We start from the raw sequence: 20,107 nt of genomic DNA on the forward strand, positions 1-20,107 counted from the left end.
CACCACGCATGTCCGCCGGTATCTGTGGGGCGGACACTTCTGGTCCGGCTCCTACCTCGCAGGATCATGCGGCGGGGCACCCCTGACCATCGTCAAGCAGTACATCCTCGGACCGTGAGTACGGCGTGATCGTCGTCGACGGCGACCACTCGTTCGAGGGCGTCCTCGCCGACCTGGAGTGGGCGGAAGCGATCGCCGCGCCCGGCGGAGTCGTCGTCCTCGACGACTACGGCGACGGGCGCTGGCCCGGAGTCAAGGCCGCCTGGGACAAGCACCTGGCGGGCGGCGACAGCCGGCTCACGATGGTCGGCCGGGTCGCCACGTCCGCCTTCCTGCGAGCACGCTGAGCGACTCAGAGGTCCCGCATCCGCTGGTGGCGGTCGAGGGCTCGGCGGACGTCGGCCGGCAGGGGGTGGTAGGGGCCGTACGCGCGCTCGGCGTCGTAGAGCAGGCTCTGCAACTGGGCGTGGGCGGCCGCATGGTCGCCCATCGCCAGCAGCAGGTTCGCTATCCGGTGACGGATGTCGAAGGCGCGGGCGGTGGCGTCGGTGGCGGTCGCTGCCGGTCCGCCGGCCCCGTACTGGTTCTCGTAATAGGGCAGCAGGCCGCGGTACTCGGCCAGGGCCGCGGCCGGTTCGCCCAGTTGCTCCAGGCACTGCGCCGCGTCGTACCGGAACTGGAGCGCCTGCGGGTCGGCCAGGCCGGATTCGGCGGCGCGGTCGTCGGCGAGGCGGCGGAGCTCGGGCAGGGCGCGGCGGTACTGGCCGTCGTCCAGCAGCGTCGCGGCGTACTGCTTGCGCAGGATGCGGACCACCGGGGAGCGCTCGCCGTGCTGGGCGGCGGCCGCCGGGAGGATCCCGCCGAGGATGTCGACGGCCTGGGTGATGCGCCCCTCGCCGAGGAGTTGCTTGACCTCGTCCACGGCGCCCGCGACGTCCGGCTGCGCCTGCGCGGGGGTGGGCTGGGCGACGGGCGGGGTGGTGGCGCGGTCGGGCCAGGGGGCGTGCGGGCGCAGGAAGGGGCGGGTGGGGTCGAGCGGGCCCGACGGTACGCCACCGTGCGCGGGCAGCAGCGGGACCAGCGCCTCGTAGACCTCCTGGGCGGAGGACGGGCGGTGCTGCGGGTCCTTGGCGAGCAGCCGCAGGACCAGCGCTTCGAGCGGCTCGGGGATGTCCTGGCGGAGTTGGCGGACGGGAAGCGGCGGCTCGTACAGGTGACGGTGAAGGACACCGAGGACGGTCGACCCGGCGAAGGGAACGTTGCCGCTGAGCAGTTCGTGCAGGAGAACGCCGAGGGCGTAGAGGTCGGTGTACGGGCCGACCGCGCCGCCCATCGCCTGCTCGGGCGCCATGTAGGCGGGGCTGCCGATGGGTGAGCCGGTGTGGGTGAGGCGGGTGGTGTCGGTGTCGAGGACGGACGCGACGCCGAGGTCCAGGACGGTGACCGTGCCCTCGGGCTTGACCATGACGTTGCGCGGCTTGAGGTCGCGGTGGACGATCGGCACGGCGTGTACGGCGGACAGCACGGCGCAGAGCTGGGCGGCGACCGCGACGGCCCACGGCCAGGGATACGGGTCGTGCTCGGCCAAGTGGTCGGCGAGGTCGGCGCCCTTGACGTACTGCATGACGAGGTAGAGGTCGTCGTCGTCGCTGCCCGCGTCGTGGACGGTGACGAGCCCCGGGTGGTCGACCTGCGCGGTGACGCGGCACTCGCGCACGAAGCGGCGGCGCATCTCGTCGGCCGCGGTGGCGGCGGCCATGCGGTCGGGGCGCAGCAGCTTCACGGCGACGCGGCGGTCGAGGCGCTGGTCGTACGCCGTCCAGACCTGGCCCATGCCGCCCTGGCCGATGACGGTGGACAGCTCGTAACGCCCCGCGATGATCCGTCCGTTCACCGGTCCTGGTCACCCCGCTGGTCCTTGCGCAGGAGGTCGCTGAGCTCGTCGAGCTCGGCGCGGACCTGCTCCATGCGCTGGGGATTTTGCTGGGGCTGGCGCTGGGTCTGCGGCTGCGGCTGGCTCTGGGGCTCGTACGGCGTTTGGTGCAGATGTGGATGGGCGTGAGGGTGCGGGTGTGGTGGCTGTTGCGGCAGCGGGGTCGGCGCCGGGTTGACCACCGGGGTGCTCGCGTACGGGTTCGGGTAGCCGTACTGCGCAGGGGCGGCCTGCGTCTGCTGGACGTACGGCCCGTAGGGGGCGCGGGGGCCAGTGCCGGCGTGCGAGCCGCCGCCGGTCGCCTGAAGTCGCGCGTAGTGCCGGATGTCGAACGTCAGGAAGTACCCGGCGGTCGCGGCTCCGAGGAGCAGGACGAACGACAGGGCTATGTCGGTCCTCACGTCGCCTTCAGGCAGCGCGCCGACGACGGCGAAGGCCGCGATCGCCACCGGGATGCTCGCCCAGGCGGCCACCCAGTCGAACCAGCGCCCGCGCAGGATCGCGACGCGGAACAGCGGAACGCAGGACAGCATGCCGCAGCTGAAGACGGCACAGAGGGGGAACAGCACACGCATGGTGATGACGACGCCGTCATTGCGGACTGGCGGCGTGTTGCCGGAGCCGTGCATGGGTGCTCCTGGAGACCTGGTGACGTACGTGGGGACACTCGGCGCGGTAAGCGCTTTGAGCGTATACACCGACACTGACAACGGCCCCCAGGTTGTACGGATCCGATGTGGCACGCCTCACCCCGGCCTCACCCCAGCCCCTCGCGCCGCCCTCACTCCGGTCGTACGGTCCCGTCCGTCAGGCCGTCGTACAGCCCCTGCACGAGTTGTTCGCCGAGCCGCCCAGCCCGCCGCAGCGCGTCCTCGAACTCCGCCAGCGTGCGGAAGCGTTCGCCGTACTGCCGCTGGTCGGCGAGCGGCAGCCGGGGCAGCTGGAGGCGGCGTACATCGAGCCGGGTCGAGGTGGAGGCGTAGCTGCTGGCCTGCCGGTTGTTCGCGGTGCCGCGCAGGAAGCCCGCGAGGAACCAGGGGTCGAGGGCCGCCGGATCCGGGCGCAGGAGCTGGAGGCTGCGGCCCAGGGCGGCGCCCGCGGTGGCCTCGTCGACGACGCGCGCGACCGAGCCGCCGCCGAGCACGGGCACGACCACGTCGCCCGCCGCCACCAGCACCGGGTCCTCCGCCGCGCCTTCGGGGAGCGTGCCCGATGGCGCGCTTCCGGCGAGCACGTCCTGCTCGGTGAGAACGCGTTCCCCGGAACCGGCTCCGGCGCCGCCCGCGCGCAGCACGAGCGCGCCCGCCCTGGCGAGTTCGCCGACGGTGGTGGTGGGCCAGCGCGACGGCTGCGCGGGCTCCCCGGTGGAGGGCGTGAGTTCGGCGGTCTGCCGCAGCGTGTCGGCCAGCCGCTCCCGTACGCGCGCGAGTTCGGCGACGCCGCCGCCCGCGGCCGGGGGCGGCAGATGGCGGGCGGGGGCGAGGTCCACGTCGTCGTCGAGGAGCTGGATGACGGACACCGAACGGCTGACGCCCGGGCGTTCCTCGACGCTGCCGTCGCGGTCGAAGGCCTGCCAGGTGTCGAGGACGGTGGTGTGCAGGGCCTGCCAGTCGAGCTTGTCGCGGCCGGCGGCGGAGAGGTCGGCGGTGTCCACGAGGAGGACTTCGTGGGAGGGCCGGCCCTCGGCTGCGGGCTTGCGCAGGACCCACAGGTGGAGCGGAATGCCGTACGGGGGCGCGGCGCCTGCCGGCAGCGAGACGACGGCGCGCAGGGCGCCGCGGCGCAGGAGGTCGGCGCGGATGCGGCGCCCGGAGCGGCGGGAGGCGGCGGCGGGCGGCATCAGGAGGACTGCGGTGCCGCCCTCGCGGAGGCGGGCGAGTGCGTGCTGGACCCAGGCGAGTTCGGACTCCGTGCGGGCGGGGAAGCCGTACTCCCAGCGGGCGTCGTACGCCAGCTCGTCGTGGCCCCAGTTGCGTTCATTGAACGGCGGGTGGCAGAGCACGGCCTCGGCGGCGAGGTGCGGGAAGGCGTCGGCGCGCAGCGAATCGGCGGCGGCCACACGCACCTCCGTTGTGCCGGATTCAGTCTGCAGGGCGAGGCGCAGCGCGGCGAGGGCGGCCAGGTCGGGGTCGGCCTCCTGACCGTGGAGGGCCCGCCCGTCCTGTACGCCGGCGGCATGTGCGACGGCGCGCAGCAATGTGCCCGTGCCGCAGGCCGGGTCGAGGACGGTGCGGGGGCTTCCCGTGAGGGCGGCCATCAGGGCGGCCGGGCCGGGTGGGGTGAGCGTGTACTGGCGCGGGTTGGCGTCGAGATGGCGGCCGAGCAGGAATTCGTACGTCTGGCGGGTGCCGAGCTCGGCGGCGAGCTCGGCACCCGCGCGCAACAGGGGTACGGAGGGCCCCAGTTCGGGTGTACCCGGGGTGTGAACAGCGCGCTGCGGGCCGAAGCGTGGAGCGAGGATCTCCTCCAGGGCGGGCGGCAGCAGGAACGCGAGCTTCTCGTCGGAGACGGCTGAGAGCTGGAGCCACGCGGTCGGCCTGTCGCGTACGAGCAGCAGCACACAGCCCGCGTGGATGAGGGCCGGGACGGCGCCTGCCGGGTGGCCGGCGAGCTGCTGCCAGACGCGCTCGCGCAGGGGCACCTCGGCGATTTTGCCCTGGTCGCGCAGCCACTGCTCGACTTCGGCGAGGGCGAATGAGGGGCTCGTCTCGGTGCCGCCCACGGGCTTGGGGAAGTCAGGGTGCCGACGGCGCCAGTTGCTCACGGCGGCACGTCCGACCCCGGCGAGCCGGGCGATTCCGGCGGCGGTCACCTCTGCTGCGTTGTCCGACACCGGCCGGCTCCCCTCGTACACCTGCGCCTGCTTGTGGCACCGAGCATACCCATGAGCACAAGAGAGCCCCCTTCACGCCGTGAATCGAGGTTCATGCGTGAATCGTGTTGACTCGGTTCACAGGCTCTGCTGTGATTACGTCATCACAGCAGAACGGGGCGGCAAGGCAGTCCCGAACTCACCTTGTCCGGAGGACATCCATGTCTCAGTACACGCAGCAGCCGCAGTTCCCGCAGGCTCCGACGCCCGCGGCACAGGCCCGCAACGGCCTGGGCACCGCCGCCCTGATCCTCGGCGTCATCGGCGCGCTGTCGGGTCTGATCCCGTTCTTCTTCTGGCTCGCCGGCATCCTCGGCATCATCGCCCTGATCATGGGCCTGGCCGGCCGGGGCCGCGCCAAGCGCGGCGGAGCGACCAACAAGGGCGTCGCCCTGGCGGGCGCCATCCTGGGCCTGATCTCCCTGATCATGTCGGTGGTCGGCGCGGTGATCCTGTTCAAGGCCGTGGACGACGCGGTGGACGACATCAACAAGGCGACCAGCGGCTCGTCGGCGAGCAAGGAGTCGGGCGACGGCTCCTCAAAGGGCAAGGGCAAGGGCAAGGGGAAAAGCAAGGGCGGCACCGCGGGCGGCGAGTCGGGCACGGACTCCGAGACCCTGGCAGCCGGCGACTCGGCCGTCTACGACGACAAGCTCACCGTCACCGCGTCCGCCCCGGAGGCCTACTCCCCCGGTGAGTACGCGGTCGGGCACACCAAGGGCAACAAGGCCTACAAGGTCACGGTCGTCATCAACAACGCCGGCAAGGAGAAGTTCGACGCCGCCCTCGTCACCGCCGAGGCCCGCGCCGGCAAGGACGGCGTGAAGGCTGAGCAGATCTTCGACGAGAAGGTCGGCGAGGTCTTCACCGGCACGCTCATGCCGGGCAAGAAGGCCACTGTGGTGTACGCCTTCGACACCCCGGCCGACGCCAAGAACCTGGTCGTCGAGATCTCCCCCGACTTCACCCACAACGCCTCGCAGTGGGACCTGAAGCTCTGATCACAAGCACCACCGCACCACCGCACCACCGCACCACCGCAGTAGCGCAGCACCGGGGAGGCCGTCGGAGGGGGACGGCCTCCCCAAGCTGCGTCTACTGCGTCAGCTGCGTCAGAGTTCCCCTCCGCACTGAGCCACCATCATGCGCTTGTCCGCCGCGGTCACCGGCATCCCGTACTTGAGGGCGACCTGGCCGAACCGGACGACGTACGCGCACCGGATCGCCTTGTTCGGCGGCAGCCAGGACGCCGGACCCGAATCGCGCTTGGCCGAGTTGGTGCGCCCGTCCACGGGAAGCAGATTCAGCACATCGTTGGCCAGCTGCTCGCGCTTGCTCTCGGGCCAGCGGGCGGCGCCCATCTGCCAGCTGTACGACAGCGGCACCACGTGATCGATCTGCACCTCGGTGGCCTTGGCCTTCTTCCAGGCGATGTCCTTGCCGGTGTACGGGTCGTACAGGTCCATCGAAACGACCACGCAGTCGGAACCTGAACGGAACTGCACGTGCCGCCCATGGAGTTTCAACAAGTCGTTCCGCGTGTCACAACCGTTCCTCGCCAGCGGTACCCCGTCCGCCGTATCCATCCACGCATAGCCGAACTCATCCCGTTCGTAGCCCGTCTTCGGTCCACGACCCTTTGTGGTGAGTCCTTGGATGAGCTTGCCTGCGTTGGCCTTGTCCGCTTCCGACGTGAGCGCGGCGAGCCCCGGCTTCGTCCCGTCGGGATTCGTCAGCGGGCTCACCTCCTGTCCGGCAGCTACGTCCGGTCCGGATCCTGCGGAGCTTCCGCCCGGCTCCAGGCCATCACAGCCTGCGACGAACGCGGCGGCAACGGCGACCGTAAGCACGGCTCTCTTTCCGCGAGCCCGCAGGAGACCGTGACTCATGTGCCTCTCACTATGCACAGCCGACCACACCCTGCATACGCTGCGAGAACAGACCCATCATGGTGCGAAGCATAGAGATAATGCGCGTGTCGCAGCCGTTGCGCGCGAGCGGCACCCCCTCGGCGGTGTCCATCCAGGCGTAGCCGAACTCGCGCCGGGCGTAACCGGTCCTGGGCCCCCGCCCCTTGGTGGACAGCTTGCCCAACAGCTCGCGTGCCTCGGCCCGGTCCCCGTCCGCCGTGACCGGTGCGAGCCCGGGTCGCGTCCCGTCAGGGTTGTCCAGCGGGTCGGCCGCCCGCCCGTCGGAGGCGGCCGGTCCCGCCCCCGACGGGGAACCGCCCCCGTCGATCGCCTCGCATCCCGTCAGCGCGAGAACGGAGGCGAGGGCGGCGCCGGGAAGGGCGATTCTGGGCGTACGTATCAAGGCGTTCCGTCCTCAGTGCCAAGGGCCGGCGGGTGGCCGGGGGAGGGTGGGCGGGTGGACGCCCACCACAATCTCACGGCCTCCCGACCGCCGGACCTAGACCTTCCCGATCCCCAGCGTGGTCTCGGACGGCAGCAGTCCCGATCCCAGCACCTCCACCCACAACGGCCCGAGCAACTCGGCCAGCCGCGCGGTCCCTTCCGCGCCGAGGGCCTGCCAGGGCGCGGCGGCCAGTTCGTCGGTGGCCCGCTCCACCTCGCCGCGCAGCGCGCGCCCCGCCTCTGTAGCCACGCCGTCCGCGTCCAACAGCCCGCGCACAGCGAGCCGTTCGCGCGCGGCGGCCCACTCCTCGTCGCTCCATCCCCGGCTGCGGAACGTCTCGGCGGACGCCGCGCCGATCCCCGCGAAGCTGACCAGGGCCTCGACCGGGTCGAGCCCGGCGGTGAGCAGTGCCGCCAGATGCCCGTCGCCGCGGTGCTCGCGCAGGACGGTCGCCGCCTGCCACAGCACCAGATGCGGGGCGTCGGGCCAGGGCAGGGCGGCGTTGGCGGCGGCGAGCGGCCGGCCCGCGGTGTCGGCGGCCTCGGCGGCGCGGCGGGCGAGGGCGGCGGCCTCGGCGATCTCAGGTCCGTCGACCCGCTCCCCGAAGAGCGCGCGGTACACCCCGTCCATCCCGCGCAGCCGCGCGGCCAGGACCTGTGCCGGGTCAGCGGTTGCCCACCCGGCCGGGACGTACTCCGCGACCATGCGCGGGCTGAAGCTGTAGAAGGCCGCGGAGACGACCTCGCCGCCGACCGGCCCCAGCGGGGCGGGGCGCCAGGCGAAGTAGCTCGGCCAGCGGAGGTCCGTGCTGTACCCGAGCTTCTCCGCTTCAGCGAAGACCTCGGGCGCGTAATAGACGACGGCGTGCAGCGGCTCCAGCAGGTGCCACATCTGCCGTACGCGCCCCAGCTCCATTACTTCAGCAGCTTCCTCAGTCATGGCTCCTCCTCCGACCGCGACAACCCATCTAGACGCCGACTAGATTCCTCCCCCACCCCCAACTTGTCAACGCCTAGATTCGGCGTAATCTGCTGACCATGACCAGCCGCGACAAGTACCACCACGGCGACCTGCGGCGGGCCGTGCTCACCGCCGCGCTCGACGTCATCCGCACAGACGGCCCGGCGGCCCTGTCGCTGCGCGACCTCGCGCGCCGCGCGGGCGTCTCGCACGCCGCCCCCGCCCACCACTTCAAGGACCGGACGGGGCTGCTGACCGCGATCGCCACCGAGGGCCACGACCTGCTGACGGCGGCGCTGTCGGCCGCGGCGGACCTGCGCGACGCGGGCGTTCGCTACGTCCGTTTCGCAGTGGACCACCCGGCGCATTTCCAGGTCATGTTCCAGCCTGACCTGCTCCGCCCCGACGATCCGGAACTCCTGGCCGCCAAGGCACGCTCGTACGAACAACTGCGCGCCGGCGTGGCCACTCTCCCCGCCGGCCGCACCACCGACCCGGAGCTCACCGGCATCGCCGCCTGGTCGGTGGCCCACGGCTTCGCCACCCTCCTCCTGACCCACAACCTGGACCGCCCCCTTGGCGACCGCACCCCCGAGGACGCCTTCCGCGCCCTGGCGGACGCGATGTTCAAAGGCCCTGAATAGCGCGCAGAGCAAGGCGGACGGCACCTGGCAGATGCGCTGCATCGACACGGCGACGACGCACTACGCCGATAGCAATGAGGGCATGTGCCCCGCCCCGCCCCCGGGAATAGCCGGAGTCGATCAGTGATTGACCCTGTCGCGTGCACGTGATCAACGACTTGGACATCGACGTACACAACAGGGGCGGGACAGATGAGTTCGACAACTTCTATACGACGTACGGGTGTTGCACTGCTTTCCGCGGCTGCGCTGGGGGCGCTGCCGGTCGTGGGCGCCGGGGGACTGACCGGGTCCGCCGGCGCCGTGGCGGCCGAGCAGCGCGGCGGGGCGGCGCAGAGCGGCGGCAGCGGGACTGCGTGGCGGGGCGGCTGGGCGACTTCGCCGCAGGCGCCGACCGCGCCGTTCGGGCCGAACTGGTCCCAGAAGGGCTTCGCGAACCATACGGTCCGTCAGGTGGTCAGAGTCAGTACGGGCGGCACGAAGGCCCGTATCGAACTGTCCAACCGCTACGGCAGCGCCCCCCTGCGCATCACCGGTGCGACGGTCGCCCGTACGGACAAGGGGGCTTCGGTGCGGGCCGGTTCCGTCCGGCAGCTGTCCTTCGGAAAGGGGCAGTCCGTGACCATCCCGGCGGGCGGTACGACGACCAGTGACGGCGTGCCGTTCCACGTCAAGGCCCTGGAGTCGGTGACCGTCACGCTGTATCTGGCCGCGCCGACCGGACCGGCCACCTTCCACACGTTCTCCTCCGCCACGAGCTACCGGACCGAGGGCGACCACCGTTCGGACCGCGACGGTACGGCGTTCAAGGAGACCAGCGACTCCTGGTACTACCTGACCGGCGTCGAGGTCAGCGGCGGAAAGCCCGCGCGCCGGGACGGCGTGGTGACCTTCGGCGACTCCATCACCGACGGAGTCGGCTCCACGCTGAACACGAACAACCGCTACCCCGACGAGCTCGCCGAGCGCTTCGCCGCCACCGGCAAGCCGCGCAGCGTCCTCAACCACGGCATCGGTGGCAACCAGGTCGTCAACGACACAACCTGGGCCGGCGAGAAGGGCATCGCCCGCTTCAAGAAGGACGTGCTCACCGAGCCCGGCGTCGGCACGGTCATCGTGCTGGAAGGCATCAACGACATCGGGGGCAGCGGCCCGGCGTTCCCGGGCGGCCCCACCCCGGAGGTCTCGGCCGAGCAACTGATCGAAGGCCACCGCTCATTGATCCGCCAGGCCCACGCCAAGGGCATCAAGGCGGTCGGCGCGACCCTGCTGCCCATCGGGGGCTCCTTCTACGCGGACAAGGAGGGGATCAACGAGCGCAAGCGCGATGCGGTAAACCACTGGATCCGTACGTCCGGTGAGTACGACGCGGTGGTCGACCTGGACCGGGCCCTGGCCGACCCGGACCCCGCCAAGAAGGACACCATGCTCCCGGCGTACGACTCGGGCGACCACCTGCACCCGAACGACGCCGGATACCGCGTGATGGCCGAGGCGCTCGACCTCGACGCGCTCTGACACACGCCGTGGGCCGTGCCCGCGACCCGGGCACGGCCGGCCACGGTGCCTTATGACCCCAGAATCGTCGTAAGGAACTCGCCCGTCCACGCCAGCAGTTCGCGGCCGACCACCGGCTTGCCGCCGATCTGACCCGTCGTCGGACGCGGCACCAGGATCTGGTGGGTGGCCGGCTTCAGGACCGTACGCGGATACAGCCGCTTCAGCCTCAGCTCCTGCGATTCGCGCAGTTCCACCGGCCCGAAGCGGATGTTGGGCCCGGCCAGCGTGATGTCCGCGACGCCGCAGGCCCGCGCCAGCATGCGCAGACCCGCGACCAGGAGCAGGTTCTCCACCGGCTCGGGCAGCTTGCCGTAGCGGTCGGTGAGCTCTTCGCGTACGGCCCTGATGTCGTCCTCGGAGTTCGCCGACGCGATCGACCGGTACGCCTGGAGACGCAGCCGCTCGCCCGGCGCGTAGTCGTGCGGAACGTGCGCGTCCACCGGCAGCTCGATCTTGACCTCCAGCGCCGGCTCCTCCTCGACCGTGCCGTCCACCGCCGCGCGGTAATCGGCCACAGCCTCGCCGACCATGCGGATGTACAGGTCGAAGCCGACCCCCGCGATGTGCCCGGACTGCTCGCCGCCCAGCAGGTTGCCCGCGCCGCGGATTTCGAGGTCCTTCATGGCCACGTACATGCCCGCGCCCATCTCGGTGTGCTGGGCGATCGTCGCCAGCCGCTCGTGCGCGGTCTCCGTCAGCGGCTTCTCCGGCGGGTAGAGGAAGTACGCGTACCCGCGGTCGCGGCCACGGCCCACACGGCCGCGCAGCTGGTGCAGCTGGGACAGGCCGAAGTTGTCGCCGCGCTCGACGATCAAGGTGTTGGCGTTGGAGATGTCGATGCCCGACTCGACGATCGTCGTCGAGACGAGTACGTCGAACTTCTTCTCCCAGAAGTCGACGACCACCTGCTCCAGCGCGCTCTCGCCCATCTGCCCGTGCGCCGTCGCGATCCGCGCCTCCGGCACGATCTCGCGGAGCTTCGCGGCCGCCCGGTCGATCGACTCGACGCGGTTGTGAATGTAGAAGACCTGGCCCTCGCGCAGCAGCTCGCGGCGGATCGCGGCGCCGATCTGCTTCTGCTCGTACGGGCCGACGAAGGTCAGCACCGGGTGGCGCTCCTCCGGCGGGGTGGTGATCGTCGACATCTCGCGGATGCCGGTGACGGCCATTTCGAGCGTACGGGGGATGGGGGTGGCGGACATCGTCAGTACGTCGACGTTGGCGCGGAGCTTCTTCAGCTGCTCCTTGTGCTCGACGCCGAAGCGCTGCTCCTCGTCGACGATGACCAGGCCAAGGTCCTTGAACTTCGTCTCGGAGGAGAAGAGCCGGTGCGTGCCGATGACGATGTCGACCGCGCCTTCCTTGAGGCCTTCCAGGGTCGCCTTCGCCTCGGTGTCGGACTGGAAGCGGCTCAGCGCCTTCACTACGACCGGGAACTGGGCGTACCGCTCCGAAAACGTCCCGAAGTGCTGCTGCACCAGCAGCGTCGTGGGGACCAGGACCGCGGCCTGCTTGCCGTCCTGGACCGCCTTGAAGGCCGCGCGGACCGCGATCTCCGTCTTGCCGTAACCGACATCGCCGCAGACCAGGCGGTCCATGGGGATGGACTTCTCCATGTCCTCCTTCACCTCGGCGATGGTGGACAGCTGGTCGGGCGTCTCGACGTACGGGAAAGCGTCCTCCAGCTCGCGCTGCCACGGGGTGTCCGGGCCGAAGGTGTGGCCGGGCGCCGCCATGCGGGCCGAGTACAGCTTGATCAGGTCGGCGGCGATCTCCTTGACCGCCTTCTTCGCGCGCGCCTTGGTCTTCGTCCAGTCCGCGCCGCCGAGCCGGTGGAGGGTCGGGGCCTCGCCGCCGACGTACTTGGTGACCTGTTCGAGCTGGTCGGTGGGGATGTAGAGGCGGTCGCCCGGCTGGCCGCGCTTGGCGGGGGCGTACTCGACGAGCAGGTACTCGCGGGTCGCGCCCTGGACCGTGCGCTGCACCATTTCGATGTAGCGGCCGACGCCGTGCTGCTCGTGGACGATGAAGTCGCCGGCCTGGAGCGTCAGCGGGTCGATGGTCTTGCGGCGGCGGGCCGGCATGCGGCCCAGTTCCTTGCTGGCGGTGCGCTGGCCGGTGAGGTCGGTCTCGGTGAGTACGGCGAGCTTGAGGCCGGGGTCGACGAAGCCGTAGTCGATGGAGCCGCAGGCGACGTGGACGACCGACGGGCCGATCTCGGCGAGGTCCGCCTCCAGGCGGGCCGGGATGCCTTCGCTGCCGAGGACTTCGACCGTACGCGCCGCCGGGCCGTGGCCTTCCGTGACGTAGACCGTGCACCAGCCGTCGGCCAGCCAGCCCTTGGTGTCGGCGAGCGCCCTCGCCGTGTCGCCGCGGTAGGCCTCCGGGGCGTGCATGCCGAGCTTGAGCGTGTCGTCCGACAGCTCCTCATCAGCCGCGAACGGCGCCACCGACCACCACAGCATGTCCAGCTCACGGGCATGTTCCCGTACGTCCGCGATCCCCCGCAGCGAGGCCGCGCCCACGTCGATCGGGGCCTCGCCTCCGCCCGCCGTGGCCGCCCAGGACGCCTGGAGGAACTCCTGCGAGGTCGCCACGAGGTCCGCCGCCCTGGTCCGTACTCGCTCCGGGTCACAGACCAGCGCCATCGACCCCTTGGGCAGGACGTCCAGCAGCAGCTCCATGTCGTCGACGAGGACCGGAGCGAGAGACTCCATGCCCTCTACGGCGATCCCTTCGGCAAGCTTGCCGAGCAGCTCACCAAGCTCGGGGTGGGCCTCGGCGAGGGCTGCCGCCCGCTCCCGCACGCTGTCGGTCAGCAGCAGCTCACGGCAGGGCGGCGCCCACAGCCCGTGCTCGGCGACCTCCAGGGAGCGCTGGTCTGCGACCTTGAAGTAACGGATCTCCTCGACGTCGTCGCCCCAGAACTCCACCCGAAGCGGGTGCTCCTCGGTCGGCGGGAAGACATCGAGGATGCCGCCGCGCACGGCGAATTCGCCGCGCTTCTCGACCAGTTCGACCCGCTGGTACGCCGCTGCCGCGAGCGCCGCCGTAATGTCGCCCAGGTCGGCGCTCTGCCCGGTCCGCAGCGCCACCGGCTCCAGGTCCCCCAGCCCCTTGACCTGCGGCTGGAGCACGGACCGTACGGGAGCCACGATCACGCTCACCGGACCGGCGGACGGGTCGTCGGCGCGGGGGTGTGCGAGGCGGCGCAGGACGGCGAGGCGCCGGCCCATCGTGTCGCTGCGGGGCGACAGGCGCTCGTGCGGCAGCGTCTCCCACGACGGGTAGTCGACGATCCCCTCCTCCGGCAGCAGCGTGCGCAGCGCAGCCGCCAGGTCCTCCGCCTCCCGGCCGGTGGCGGTGACGGCGAGCACGGTACGCCCGGTCTCGCGGGCCAGCGCGGCCACCGCGAAGGGGCGGGCGGCGGGCGGGCCGACCAGGTCGATGTGCATGCGGCTGCCGTCGGTGGCGGCCTTCACCGCTTCGGCGAGCGCCGGGTCTCGTACTACGGCATCGAGCAGACCGTGCAGGCTCATGAAGGGTTTCCGTCCGGGTAACGAGGTGACGAGGTGGACAACGCGAGACAACGCGAAGGGCCCGACACGTCTCACGGGCCGGGGGATTTCTAGCCTACGGCCCGCCGCTGACAACCGCTCCGCGATCCGCACCCACAGAACCGGCGTGAAGTGTACAGTTCCTTACATGAATGACACGCTGCCGATCACCGAAGCCCGAGCCCGCTTCGGCTCGCTGGTCCGCCGGACATCGCACGCCCGCGAGCGCATCCTGATCACGGATCACGGCCAGCCTGCGGCAGTGCTGATAAACCCGCAGGAGCTGGCTGACCTGGAGGACGCTCTGGTGCTCGCGGAGTACCGGGCGGAACAGGCAGCTGGGACGTTCGTCGGCGTCCCGCACGAAGAAGTCCGTGCCCGGCTGGGCCTGGGGCATGAGTGAGCTACGAGATCATCTGGCGGCGCGGGGCAACCGATACCGCCACCCGCTACCTCAAGGACGACCCCGACGGCCTGCGACAAGTCTTCGCAGCAGTTGATTTGCTGGTCGACGACCCGAGGCCGACGGGCTCTGCCGCATACCGATCGCCGGACCTGCGCCGTATGCACGTGGGCCGCTACCGCATCCTCTACGAGATCACAGAGTCCACCGTCACGATTGTGGTGATGAACGTTGGCCGGATCGCCTGAGAGCGGCGAACCACTGGAAGCCGACCCCACCGAACCTGACCCCGAGGACGAACAGCCTCAGCCCAAGGCCAACGAATAAACAAGCCCGGCCCCGGGGTGCTCGCAGAGCACCCCGGGGCCGGGCTTGTCACCGCACCACCCCCACCGCCACTACTCCGTGGCGATCGCGTTCAGTACGTTCATCCGCCCCGCACGGAACGCCGGCACCAGCGCCGCGAACAGGCCCACGAACGCCGACCCCACGAAGACCGTGAGGATCGTGGCCCACGGGATCTCCAGTACGCCCAGCCCCTCCAGCGCCAGCAGCTTCTGCGCCGTCGTTCCCCAGCCCATGCCCAGGCCGAGGCCCAGCAGCGCGCCGAAGAGGGCGATCACCACCGACTCCAGGCGGATCATGCGGCGCAGCTGGCGGCGGGAGAGGCCGATGGCCCGCATCAGGCCGATCTCCCTGGTCCGCTCGACGACCGACAGGGCGAGCGCGTGTTCACCACACCCAGCACCGCGACGATGATCGCGAGGGCCAGCAGGCCGTAGACGATGTTGAGCAGCTGCCCGATCTCGTCCTTGAGGCCCTGCTTGAAGTCGGTCTGGTCCTGCACCGTGAACTGCGGGTACGCGGCCAGCGCCTTCTTGAGCCCGGCGTACGCCGCGTCTTCCTTCCCCTCCACCGCCTTCGCGAACATGATCATGTTCGGCGGCACCCGGTCGGCCGGCAGGTACTTCGTGGCGGTCGTGACGTTGATGTACATCGCGCCCTTGTCGACGTTCGACTCGTCCGAGGTGATCGCCGCGATCTTCAGCTTCGCCGTCTCGCCGCCGTTGAACGCGACGGTCATCGTGTCGCCGACCTTGATGCCGTGCCGCCCTGCGTAATCGCTGCCGACCGACATCGCGTTCTTGCCGTACGCCGCGCTCAGCTCACCGGCGACGGTCTCGCGCCGCAGGTCCTCGGCGTACGTCGGATCGGCGGCGGCCAGCTCCTCGGTCTCCTTCTTCCCGTCGGGAGAGGTCAGCTCGGCCTTGATCATCTTGTAGCTGGTGACGTGCTCGATGTCAGGAGCCGCGCGCAGCGCCTTCTCGGCCTCGGGCACGATCGGCCCGCTGGGACCGCTCTGGATGATGAAGTCCGCGCCGACCGACTTGTCGAGCTCCTCCGTGGCCGAGGCGACCATCGAGGACCCGACAACCGACAGGCAGGCGACCAGGGCCAGGCCGATCATCAGTGCGGCGCCCGTAGCTCCCGTACGCCGAGGGTTGCGCAGCGCGTTGCGCTCGGCCATCCGGCCGACCGGGCCGAACATACGCAGCACGACGGCGCTGATCGCCTTGACCACGACTCCCGCGAGGAGCGGGCCGATGACTATGAAGCCGATCAGGGTCAGGACGACACCGCCGCCGAGGAACAGCGAGCCTTCGCTCGCCTTCTCCGCCTGTGTCGTCAGGAAGAGCAGCGCGCCGCCCGAACCTGTCAGCACCAGGCCGATCCCGGCCCGTATCCAGCCGGCCTTGCCGTCCGCCGGTGTCCCGGCGTCGCGCAGCGCGGCCATCGGGGAGACCTTGCCGGCCCGGCGGGCCGGGATGTAGGCGGCGACGACGGTGACGATGATGCCGAGCGCGAGCCCGACGACCGGGGTCGTCCAGGCCACGGTCAGGTCCTTGGTGGACAGCTCCATGCCCATCGAGCCCATGAGCTTCATCAGGCCGACGGCGAGGCCGACACCGGCGCCCACGCCGAGGATCGAGCCGACGACGCCGAGCAGCAGCGCCTCCACCAGCACGCCCCTGTTGACCTGCTTGCGGCTGGAGCCGATGGCCCGCATCAGGCCGATCTCGCGGGTGCGCTGGGTGACCAGCATCGAGAAGGTGTTGACGATGAGGAAGATGCCGACGAGGAAGGCGATTCCGGCGAAGCCGAGCATCGCGTACTTCATCACGTCGAGGAAGGAGCCGACTTCCTCGCGGCCCGAGTCCGCGGCTTCCTTCGCCGTCTGGAACTTGTACGGTCCGTCGAGCGCGCCGGCGAGCTGCTGCTTCAACTGCGCGTCGCTGACGCCCTCTTCGGCGGTCACTGAGACGTGCGTGAAGAGGTCCGGCTTGCCCAGCAGCTTCTGCTGCGAGGTCGCGGTGTCGAAGAAGACGACGGTCGCGCCCGGGTTGGTCATCTTGAAGGCGGCGATGCCGGAGATTTTCGCCTTGATGTCGCCGGTGACGGCGATCGTGCGCAGCTCGTCACCCAGCTTCAGGCCGTGCTTGTCTGCGGTGTCGGCGTCGACCATCACCTCGGTGGGCCCGCGCGGGGCGTGTCCGGAGGTGATGTCCATCGACTTGAGGTCGTTGCGCGTCCAGTTGCGGGCGATCGTCGGGGCGCCGCTGTCCGAGCCCATGTTCTTGTTGGCGCTGTTGACGACGGTCACGGACATGCTGACGACGGCGCCTTCGGCGGACTTCACGCCGTCCGCCTTCGTCACTTGCTGAACGAGGGACGCCGGGAGCGCCTCGGGCCTGCCGGTCCGCGGCCCGTTGTCTTCCTCTTCGGCCGCCTTGGGGCTGACGGTGACGTCGGCCGAGGTCGCGGCGAAGAGCTTGTCGAAGGTCGTGTTCATGGTGTCGGTGAAGACGAGCGTGCCGCACACGAACGCCACCGAGAGCAGGACCGCGACGGCGGAGAGCGCCATCCGTCCCCTGTGAGCGAGGAAGTTGCGCATGGAGGTCTTGACGACGGTCATGAGGTCCGCCCGCGCGCGTCAAAGTCCTTCATACGGTCGAGGACCTGGTCGGCGGTCGGCGAGAACATCTCGTCGACGATCCGGCCGTCCGCGAGATACAGCACCCGGTCCGCGTAAGAGGCGGCGACCGGATCGTGGGTGACCATCACGATGGTCTGGCCCAGCTCGTCGACGGACTTGCGAAGGAAGCTCAACACCTCGGCCCCGGCCCGCGAATCGAGGTTTCCGGTCGGCTCGTCACCAAAGATGATCTCGGGGCGGGCGGCGAGGGCCCGCGCCACGGCGACGCGCTGCTGCTGGCCGCCGGACAGCTGGGTGGGCCGGTGCTTGAGCCGGTCCGCGAGGCCGACCGTCTCCACCACCTGGTTCAGCCACGGCGCGTCCGGCTTGCGGCCCGCTATGTCCATCGGCAGCGTGATGTTCTCCAGGGCGTTCAGCGTCGGCAGCAGGTTGAAGGCCTGGAAGATGAAGCCGATCCGGTCCCTGCGCAGCTGCGTGAGCTTCTTGTCCTTGAGCTTGGTGATCTCGGTTTCGTCGAGGTGGATCTCGCCCGAGGTCACGGTGTCCAGGCCGGCGAGGCAGTGCATCAGCGTGGACTTGCCGGAGCCGGACGGCCCCATGATGGCGGTGAACTGCCCCCGGTTGATGTCCACGTCGACGTGGTCGAGCGCGACGACCCTGGTCTCCCCCGCCCCGTACGCCTTGACGACCTGCCGCGCCCTCGAGGCAACGGCCGTACGCCCTCCAGTGCCCCCGTGCCTGGGAATGGTCATAGCCGTTGTCACGGTGAGTCTCCTAAGTGTGTGATCAAGTACGTCGAGTCTGGCGGCCGGAAACCCCCCGCACACTGGTGCGCATCTCCGTATTCGCCCTGGGGTTACCCCCACCACCGACGTGCGGTGGCCCGTAAGAACAAGCTAAAGAACGGGCGCGTTCTCCTCGTCCTCCAGCGGGACGAACACCCCCTGGCCAGAAATAAGGAGAAGCCCCTAGGGGCTCTCCACCCGCAGGTGGACCCCGACTCGGGGCAGCCTGCACCCTCCCCCTGCGTGACCTGCAAGTGAGAAGGTGTCGAGGACCAGATACGTGCACGGTGAAGGGATCTTGGTGAGCGGCGCCGGAAGCAGTGCGGGCAGTACCGGACCCGCCGGAAACACGGACAGCACCAGCGCGATGTCCGGAGGCGGGAACTCCGCCGGCCGGCCGGAGAAGGCAGCCGCGGGAGCTGCCGGCGGCCCGAACGCCCGCCGCGGCCCCGTCGTCGCCGCGCTCATGCTCGGCATGGCCCTCGCCGCGCTCGACGGCACGATCGTCTCCACCGCCGTTCCCCAGATCGTCGGTGACCTCGGCGGCTTCGCCGTCTTCTCCTGGCTCTTCTCCGGCTACCTCCTCGCCGTCACCGTCACCCTCCCCGTGTACGGAAAGCTGTCCGACACCTTCGGCCGCAAGCCGGTCCTCATCGCGGGCATAGTCCTCTTCCTCATCGGCTCACTGCTCTGCGCCGCCGCCTGGAACATGGGCAGCCTGATCGCCTTCCGCATCGTCCAGGGCCTCGGCGGCGGAGCCATCCAGGGCACGGTCCAGACGATCGCCGCCGACCTCTACCCCCTGAAGCAACGCCCGAAGATCCAAGCCAAACTGTCGACCGTGTGGGCGGTGTCGGCCGTCGCGGGCCCCGGGCTCGGCGGGCTGCTCGCCGCGTACGCCGACTGGCGCTGGATTTTCCTCATCAACCTGCCGGTAGGCGCGATCGCCCTCTGGCTCATAGCCCGCCACCTGCACGAACCGTCCCGTACGCAGACGACGCGCGCCCGCCCCCGTATCGACTGGGCCGGCGCCGTGGCCGTATTCGCCTGCGGCGGCCTGTTGCTCTTCGCGCTCGTCCAGGGCGGCGTCGCCTGGCCCTGGCTCTCCGCCCCCTCGCTCGCCCTCTTCGGCGCGAGCGCGCTCCTCGCCGCCGCCACCGTCGTCATCGAACGGCGCGCCGCCGAGCCGATCATCCCCGGCTGGGTGTGGCGCAGGCGCACCATCGCCGCCGTCAACCTCGCCCTCGGCGCGCTCGGCCTCCTCATGGTCGCGCCGACGGTCTTCCTGCCCACCTACGCCCAGGCGGTCCTCGGACTCGGCCCGATCGCCGCCGGCTTCGTCCTCTCCGTCATGACCCTGAGCTGGCCGCTCTCCGCGGCGCTCAGCCAGCACGCGTACAACCGCATCGGCTTCCGCCTCACCGCGATCATCGGCATCAGCTGCTCGGCACTGATCCTGCTCGCCTTCCCTTTCCTCCCCTTCCCCGGCGCGGCCTGGCAGCCCGCCCTGATCATGCTGCTGCTCGGCGCGGCGCTCGGCCTCTTCCAACTCCCCCTGATCGTCGGCGTCCAGTCGACCGTCGGCTACGCGGAGCGGGGTACGACAACCGCGTCCGTACTCTTCTGCCGCCAGGTCGGCCAGTCCGTCGGCGCGGCGTTGTTCGGCGCGATAGCCAACGCCACGCTCGCGTCGAGGCTCTCGGCCGCCCCGGACGGCATACGCTCCGGCCTCCCCGACGACCTCGACTCCGTATCCCACGCCCTGGCCGACCCGGGCTCGCTCACAGCGGAGGCGGCCGACTACCTGCGCCGAGCGGTGGACACGGCCGTCGACCACGTCTACGTGGGAGCGGCGATCGCGGCGACCGCCGCCCTCCTCGTACTCGTCTTCGTGGCACCGCGCCGTTTCCCCGTCATCACCGAGGAAAAATCAGCCGACTGACTCCGCTTCCTCTTCTTCCACCACCCTCGCCGCGGTTACCTGAAGTAACGTTCCATCAGTGCTTCATTACCTGCGGTAACTGGCGAATCCTTTGCGCGACT

Annotated in this window: 14 protein-coding genes and 3 pseudogenes; 8 read left to right on the forward strand and 9 right to left on the reverse strand. The window is 70.4% G+C overall.

The features are described from left to right. Both J7E89_RS21155 and J7E89_RS21160 read left to right on the forward strand, forming a co-directional pair. On the forward strand, positions 1–118 hold a 118-nt coding region (locus J7E89_RS21155), incomplete at its 5' end, for a transposase (protein WP_214975864.1). Positions 119–122: 4 nt separating this feature from the next. Then, positions 123–347 (forward strand): annotated as a pseudogene (locus J7E89_RS21160) (class I SAM-dependent methyltransferase); the annotation flags it as partial. A 5-nt stretch (positions 348–352) separates the two neighbouring features. On the opposite strand, the gene J7E89_RS21165 reads toward J7E89_RS21160, so the two are convergent. The 3 genes from J7E89_RS21165 to J7E89_RS21175 all read right to left on the reverse strand — a co-directional run bounded on the left by J7E89_RS21165 (position 353) and on the right by J7E89_RS21175 (position 4,766). Continuing rightward, positions 353–1,894, reverse strand: coding sequence for a serine/threonine-protein kinase (locus J7E89_RS21165; protein ID WP_214975833.1), 1,542 nt, complete (start codon positions 1,892–1,894; stop codon positions 353–355). Next, positions 1,891–2,562, reverse strand: a complete 672-nt coding sequence (locus J7E89_RS21170) for a hypothetical protein (protein WP_214975835.1) — start codon at positions 2,560–2,562, stop codon at positions 1,891–1,893. Before J7E89_RS21170 ends, J7E89_RS21165 begins: the two co-directional genes overlap by 4 nt. A gap of 152 nt (positions 2,563–2,714) precedes the next feature. Next, positions 2,715–4,766: an N-6 DNA methylase gene (locus tag J7E89_RS21175; RefSeq protein ID WP_214975836.1), complete on the reverse strand. Its 2,052-nt coding sequence runs from the start codon at positions 4,764–4,766 to the stop codon at positions 2,715–2,717. A gap of 200 nt (positions 4,767–4,966) precedes the next feature. Here J7E89_RS21175 and J7E89_RS21180 point away from each other — a divergent pair, with 200 nt between their 5' ends. After that, complete coding sequence (locus J7E89_RS21180) at positions 4,967–5,806, forward strand: DUF4190 domain-containing protein (protein ID WP_214975838.1); 840 nt, start codon at positions 4,967–4,969, stop codon at positions 5,804–5,806. Between the two features lie 111 nt (positions 5,807–5,917). Here the strand turns inward: J7E89_RS21180 and J7E89_RS21185 are convergent, their stop codons facing one another. From J7E89_RS21185 to J7E89_RS21195, 3 genes and pseudogenes are all read right to left on the reverse strand, one after another. Then, the gene (locus tag J7E89_RS21185; protein WP_214975840.1) at positions 5,918–6,694 is read right to left on the reverse strand and encodes an HNH endonuclease family protein; all 777 of its coding nucleotides are present in this window, start codon (positions 6,692–6,694) and stop codon (positions 5,918–5,920) included. An 82-nt stretch (positions 6,695–6,776) separates the two neighbouring features. Beyond that, positions 6,777–7,115 (reverse strand): annotated as a pseudogene (locus J7E89_RS21190) (HNH endonuclease); the annotation flags it as partial. A 99-nt stretch (positions 7,116–7,214) separates the two neighbouring features. Further along, positions 7,215–8,099: a hypothetical protein gene (locus J7E89_RS21195; RefSeq protein ID WP_251060868.1), complete on the reverse strand. Its 885-nt coding sequence runs from the start codon at positions 8,097–8,099 to the stop codon at positions 7,215–7,217. Between the two features lie 98 nt (positions 8,100–8,197). Here J7E89_RS21195 and J7E89_RS21200 point away from each other — a divergent pair, with 98 nt between their 5' ends. Then, positions 8,198–8,764, forward strand: coding sequence for a TetR/AcrR family transcriptional regulator (locus J7E89_RS21200; protein WP_214975842.1), 567 nt, complete (start codon positions 8,198–8,200; stop codon positions 8,762–8,764). A gap of 192 nt (positions 8,765–8,956) precedes the next feature. After that, the gene (locus J7E89_RS21205; RefSeq protein ID WP_214975844.1) at positions 8,957–10,282 is read left to right on the forward strand and encodes an SGNH/GDSL hydrolase family protein; all 1,326 of its coding nucleotides are present in this window, start codon (positions 8,957–8,959) and stop codon (positions 10,280–10,282) included. Positions 10,283–10,332: 50 nt separating this feature from the next. Here the strand turns inward: J7E89_RS21205 and mfd are convergent, their stop codons facing one another. Continuing rightward, positions 10,333–13,863 carry a transcription-repair coupling factor gene (gene mfd / locus J7E89_RS21210; RefSeq protein WP_214975846.1) on the reverse strand — a complete coding sequence of 1,177 codons (3,531 nt, stop codon included), beginning with the start codon at positions 13,861–13,863 and terminating at the stop codon, positions 10,333–10,335. A gap of 166 nt (positions 13,864–14,029) precedes the next feature. On the opposite strand from mfd, the gene J7E89_RS21215 reads away from it, so the two are divergent. Together J7E89_RS21215 and J7E89_RS21220 are read left to right on the forward strand one after the other, a co-directional pair. Further along, positions 14,030–14,284, forward strand: a complete 255-nt coding sequence (locus J7E89_RS21215) for a type II toxin-antitoxin system Phd/YefM family antitoxin (RefSeq protein ID WP_214975848.1) — start codon at positions 14,030–14,032, stop codon at positions 14,282–14,284. Continuing rightward, complete coding sequence (locus tag J7E89_RS21220; RefSeq protein WP_214975850.1) at positions 14,281–14,532, forward strand: type II toxin-antitoxin system RelE/ParE family toxin; 252 nt, start codon at positions 14,281–14,283, stop codon at positions 14,530–14,532. Before J7E89_RS21215 ends, J7E89_RS21220 begins: the two co-directional genes overlap by 4 nt. 150 nt (positions 14,533–14,682) lie before the next feature. Here the strand turns inward: J7E89_RS21220 and J7E89_RS21225 are convergent. Together J7E89_RS21225 and J7E89_RS21230 are read right to left on the reverse strand one after the other, a co-directional pair. Then, a pseudogene (locus J7E89_RS21225) lies at positions 14,683–17,258 on the reverse strand (ABC transporter permease). Next, positions 17,255–18,043, reverse strand: a complete 789-nt coding sequence (locus J7E89_RS21230; protein WP_214975852.1) for an ABC transporter ATP-binding protein — start codon at positions 18,041–18,043, stop codon at positions 17,255–17,257. Before J7E89_RS21230 ends, J7E89_RS21225 begins: the two are co-directional and overlap by 4 nt. 487 nt (positions 18,044–18,530) lie before the next feature. Here J7E89_RS21230 and J7E89_RS21235 point away from each other — a divergent pair, with 487 nt between their 5' ends. Further along, complete coding sequence (locus tag J7E89_RS21235) at positions 18,531–20,006, forward strand: MFS transporter (RefSeq protein WP_251060871.1); 1,476 nt, start codon at positions 18,531–18,533, stop codon at positions 20,004–20,006. Positions 20,007–20,107: the final 101 nt, after the last annotated feature.

Origin of the sequence: Streptomyces sp. ISL-100 (assembly GCF_018614615.1) — a bacterium.
Taxonomy (GTDB): Bacteria; Actinomycetota; Actinomycetes; order Streptomycetales; family Streptomycetaceae; genus Streptomyces.

What these genes read in the sequence shown, in the direction of transcription:
- J7E89_RS21170 (WP_214975835.1), bottom strand. Translation starts at nt 2,562, where the DNA reads ATGCACGGCTCCGGCAACACGCCGCCAGTCCGCAATGACGGCGTCGTC.
- J7E89_RS21180 (WP_214975838.1), top strand. Translation starts at nt 4,967, where the DNA reads ATGTCTCAGTACACGCAGCAGCCGCAGTTCCCGCAGGCTCCGACGCCC.
- J7E89_RS21185 (WP_214975840.1), bottom strand. Translation starts at nt 6,694, where the DNA reads ATGAGTCACGGTCTCCTGCGGGCTCGCGGAAAGAGAGCCGTGCTTACG.
- J7E89_RS21195 (WP_251060868.1), bottom strand. Translation starts at nt 8,099, where the DNA reads ATGACTGAGGAAGCTGCTGAAGTAATGGAGCTGGGGCGCGTACGGCAG.
- J7E89_RS21200 (WP_214975842.1), top strand. Translation starts at nt 8,198, where the DNA reads ATGACCAGCCGCGACAAGTACCACCACGGCGACCTGCGGCGGGCCGTG.
- J7E89_RS21205 (WP_214975844.1), top strand. Translation starts at nt 8,957, where the DNA reads ATGAGTTCGACAACTTCTATACGACGTACGGGTGTTGCACTGCTTTCC.
- mfd (WP_214975846.1), bottom strand. Translation starts at nt 13,863, where the DNA reads ATGAGCCTGCACGGTCTGCTCGATGCCGTAGTACGAGACCCGGCGCTC.
- J7E89_RS21215 (WP_214975848.1), top strand. Translation starts at nt 14,030, where the DNA reads ATGAATGACACGCTGCCGATCACCGAAGCCCGAGCCCGCTTCGGCTCG.
- J7E89_RS21235 (WP_251060871.1), top strand. Translation starts at nt 18,531, where the DNA reads ATGCTCGGCATGGCCCTCGCCGCGCTCGACGGCACGATCGTCTCCACC.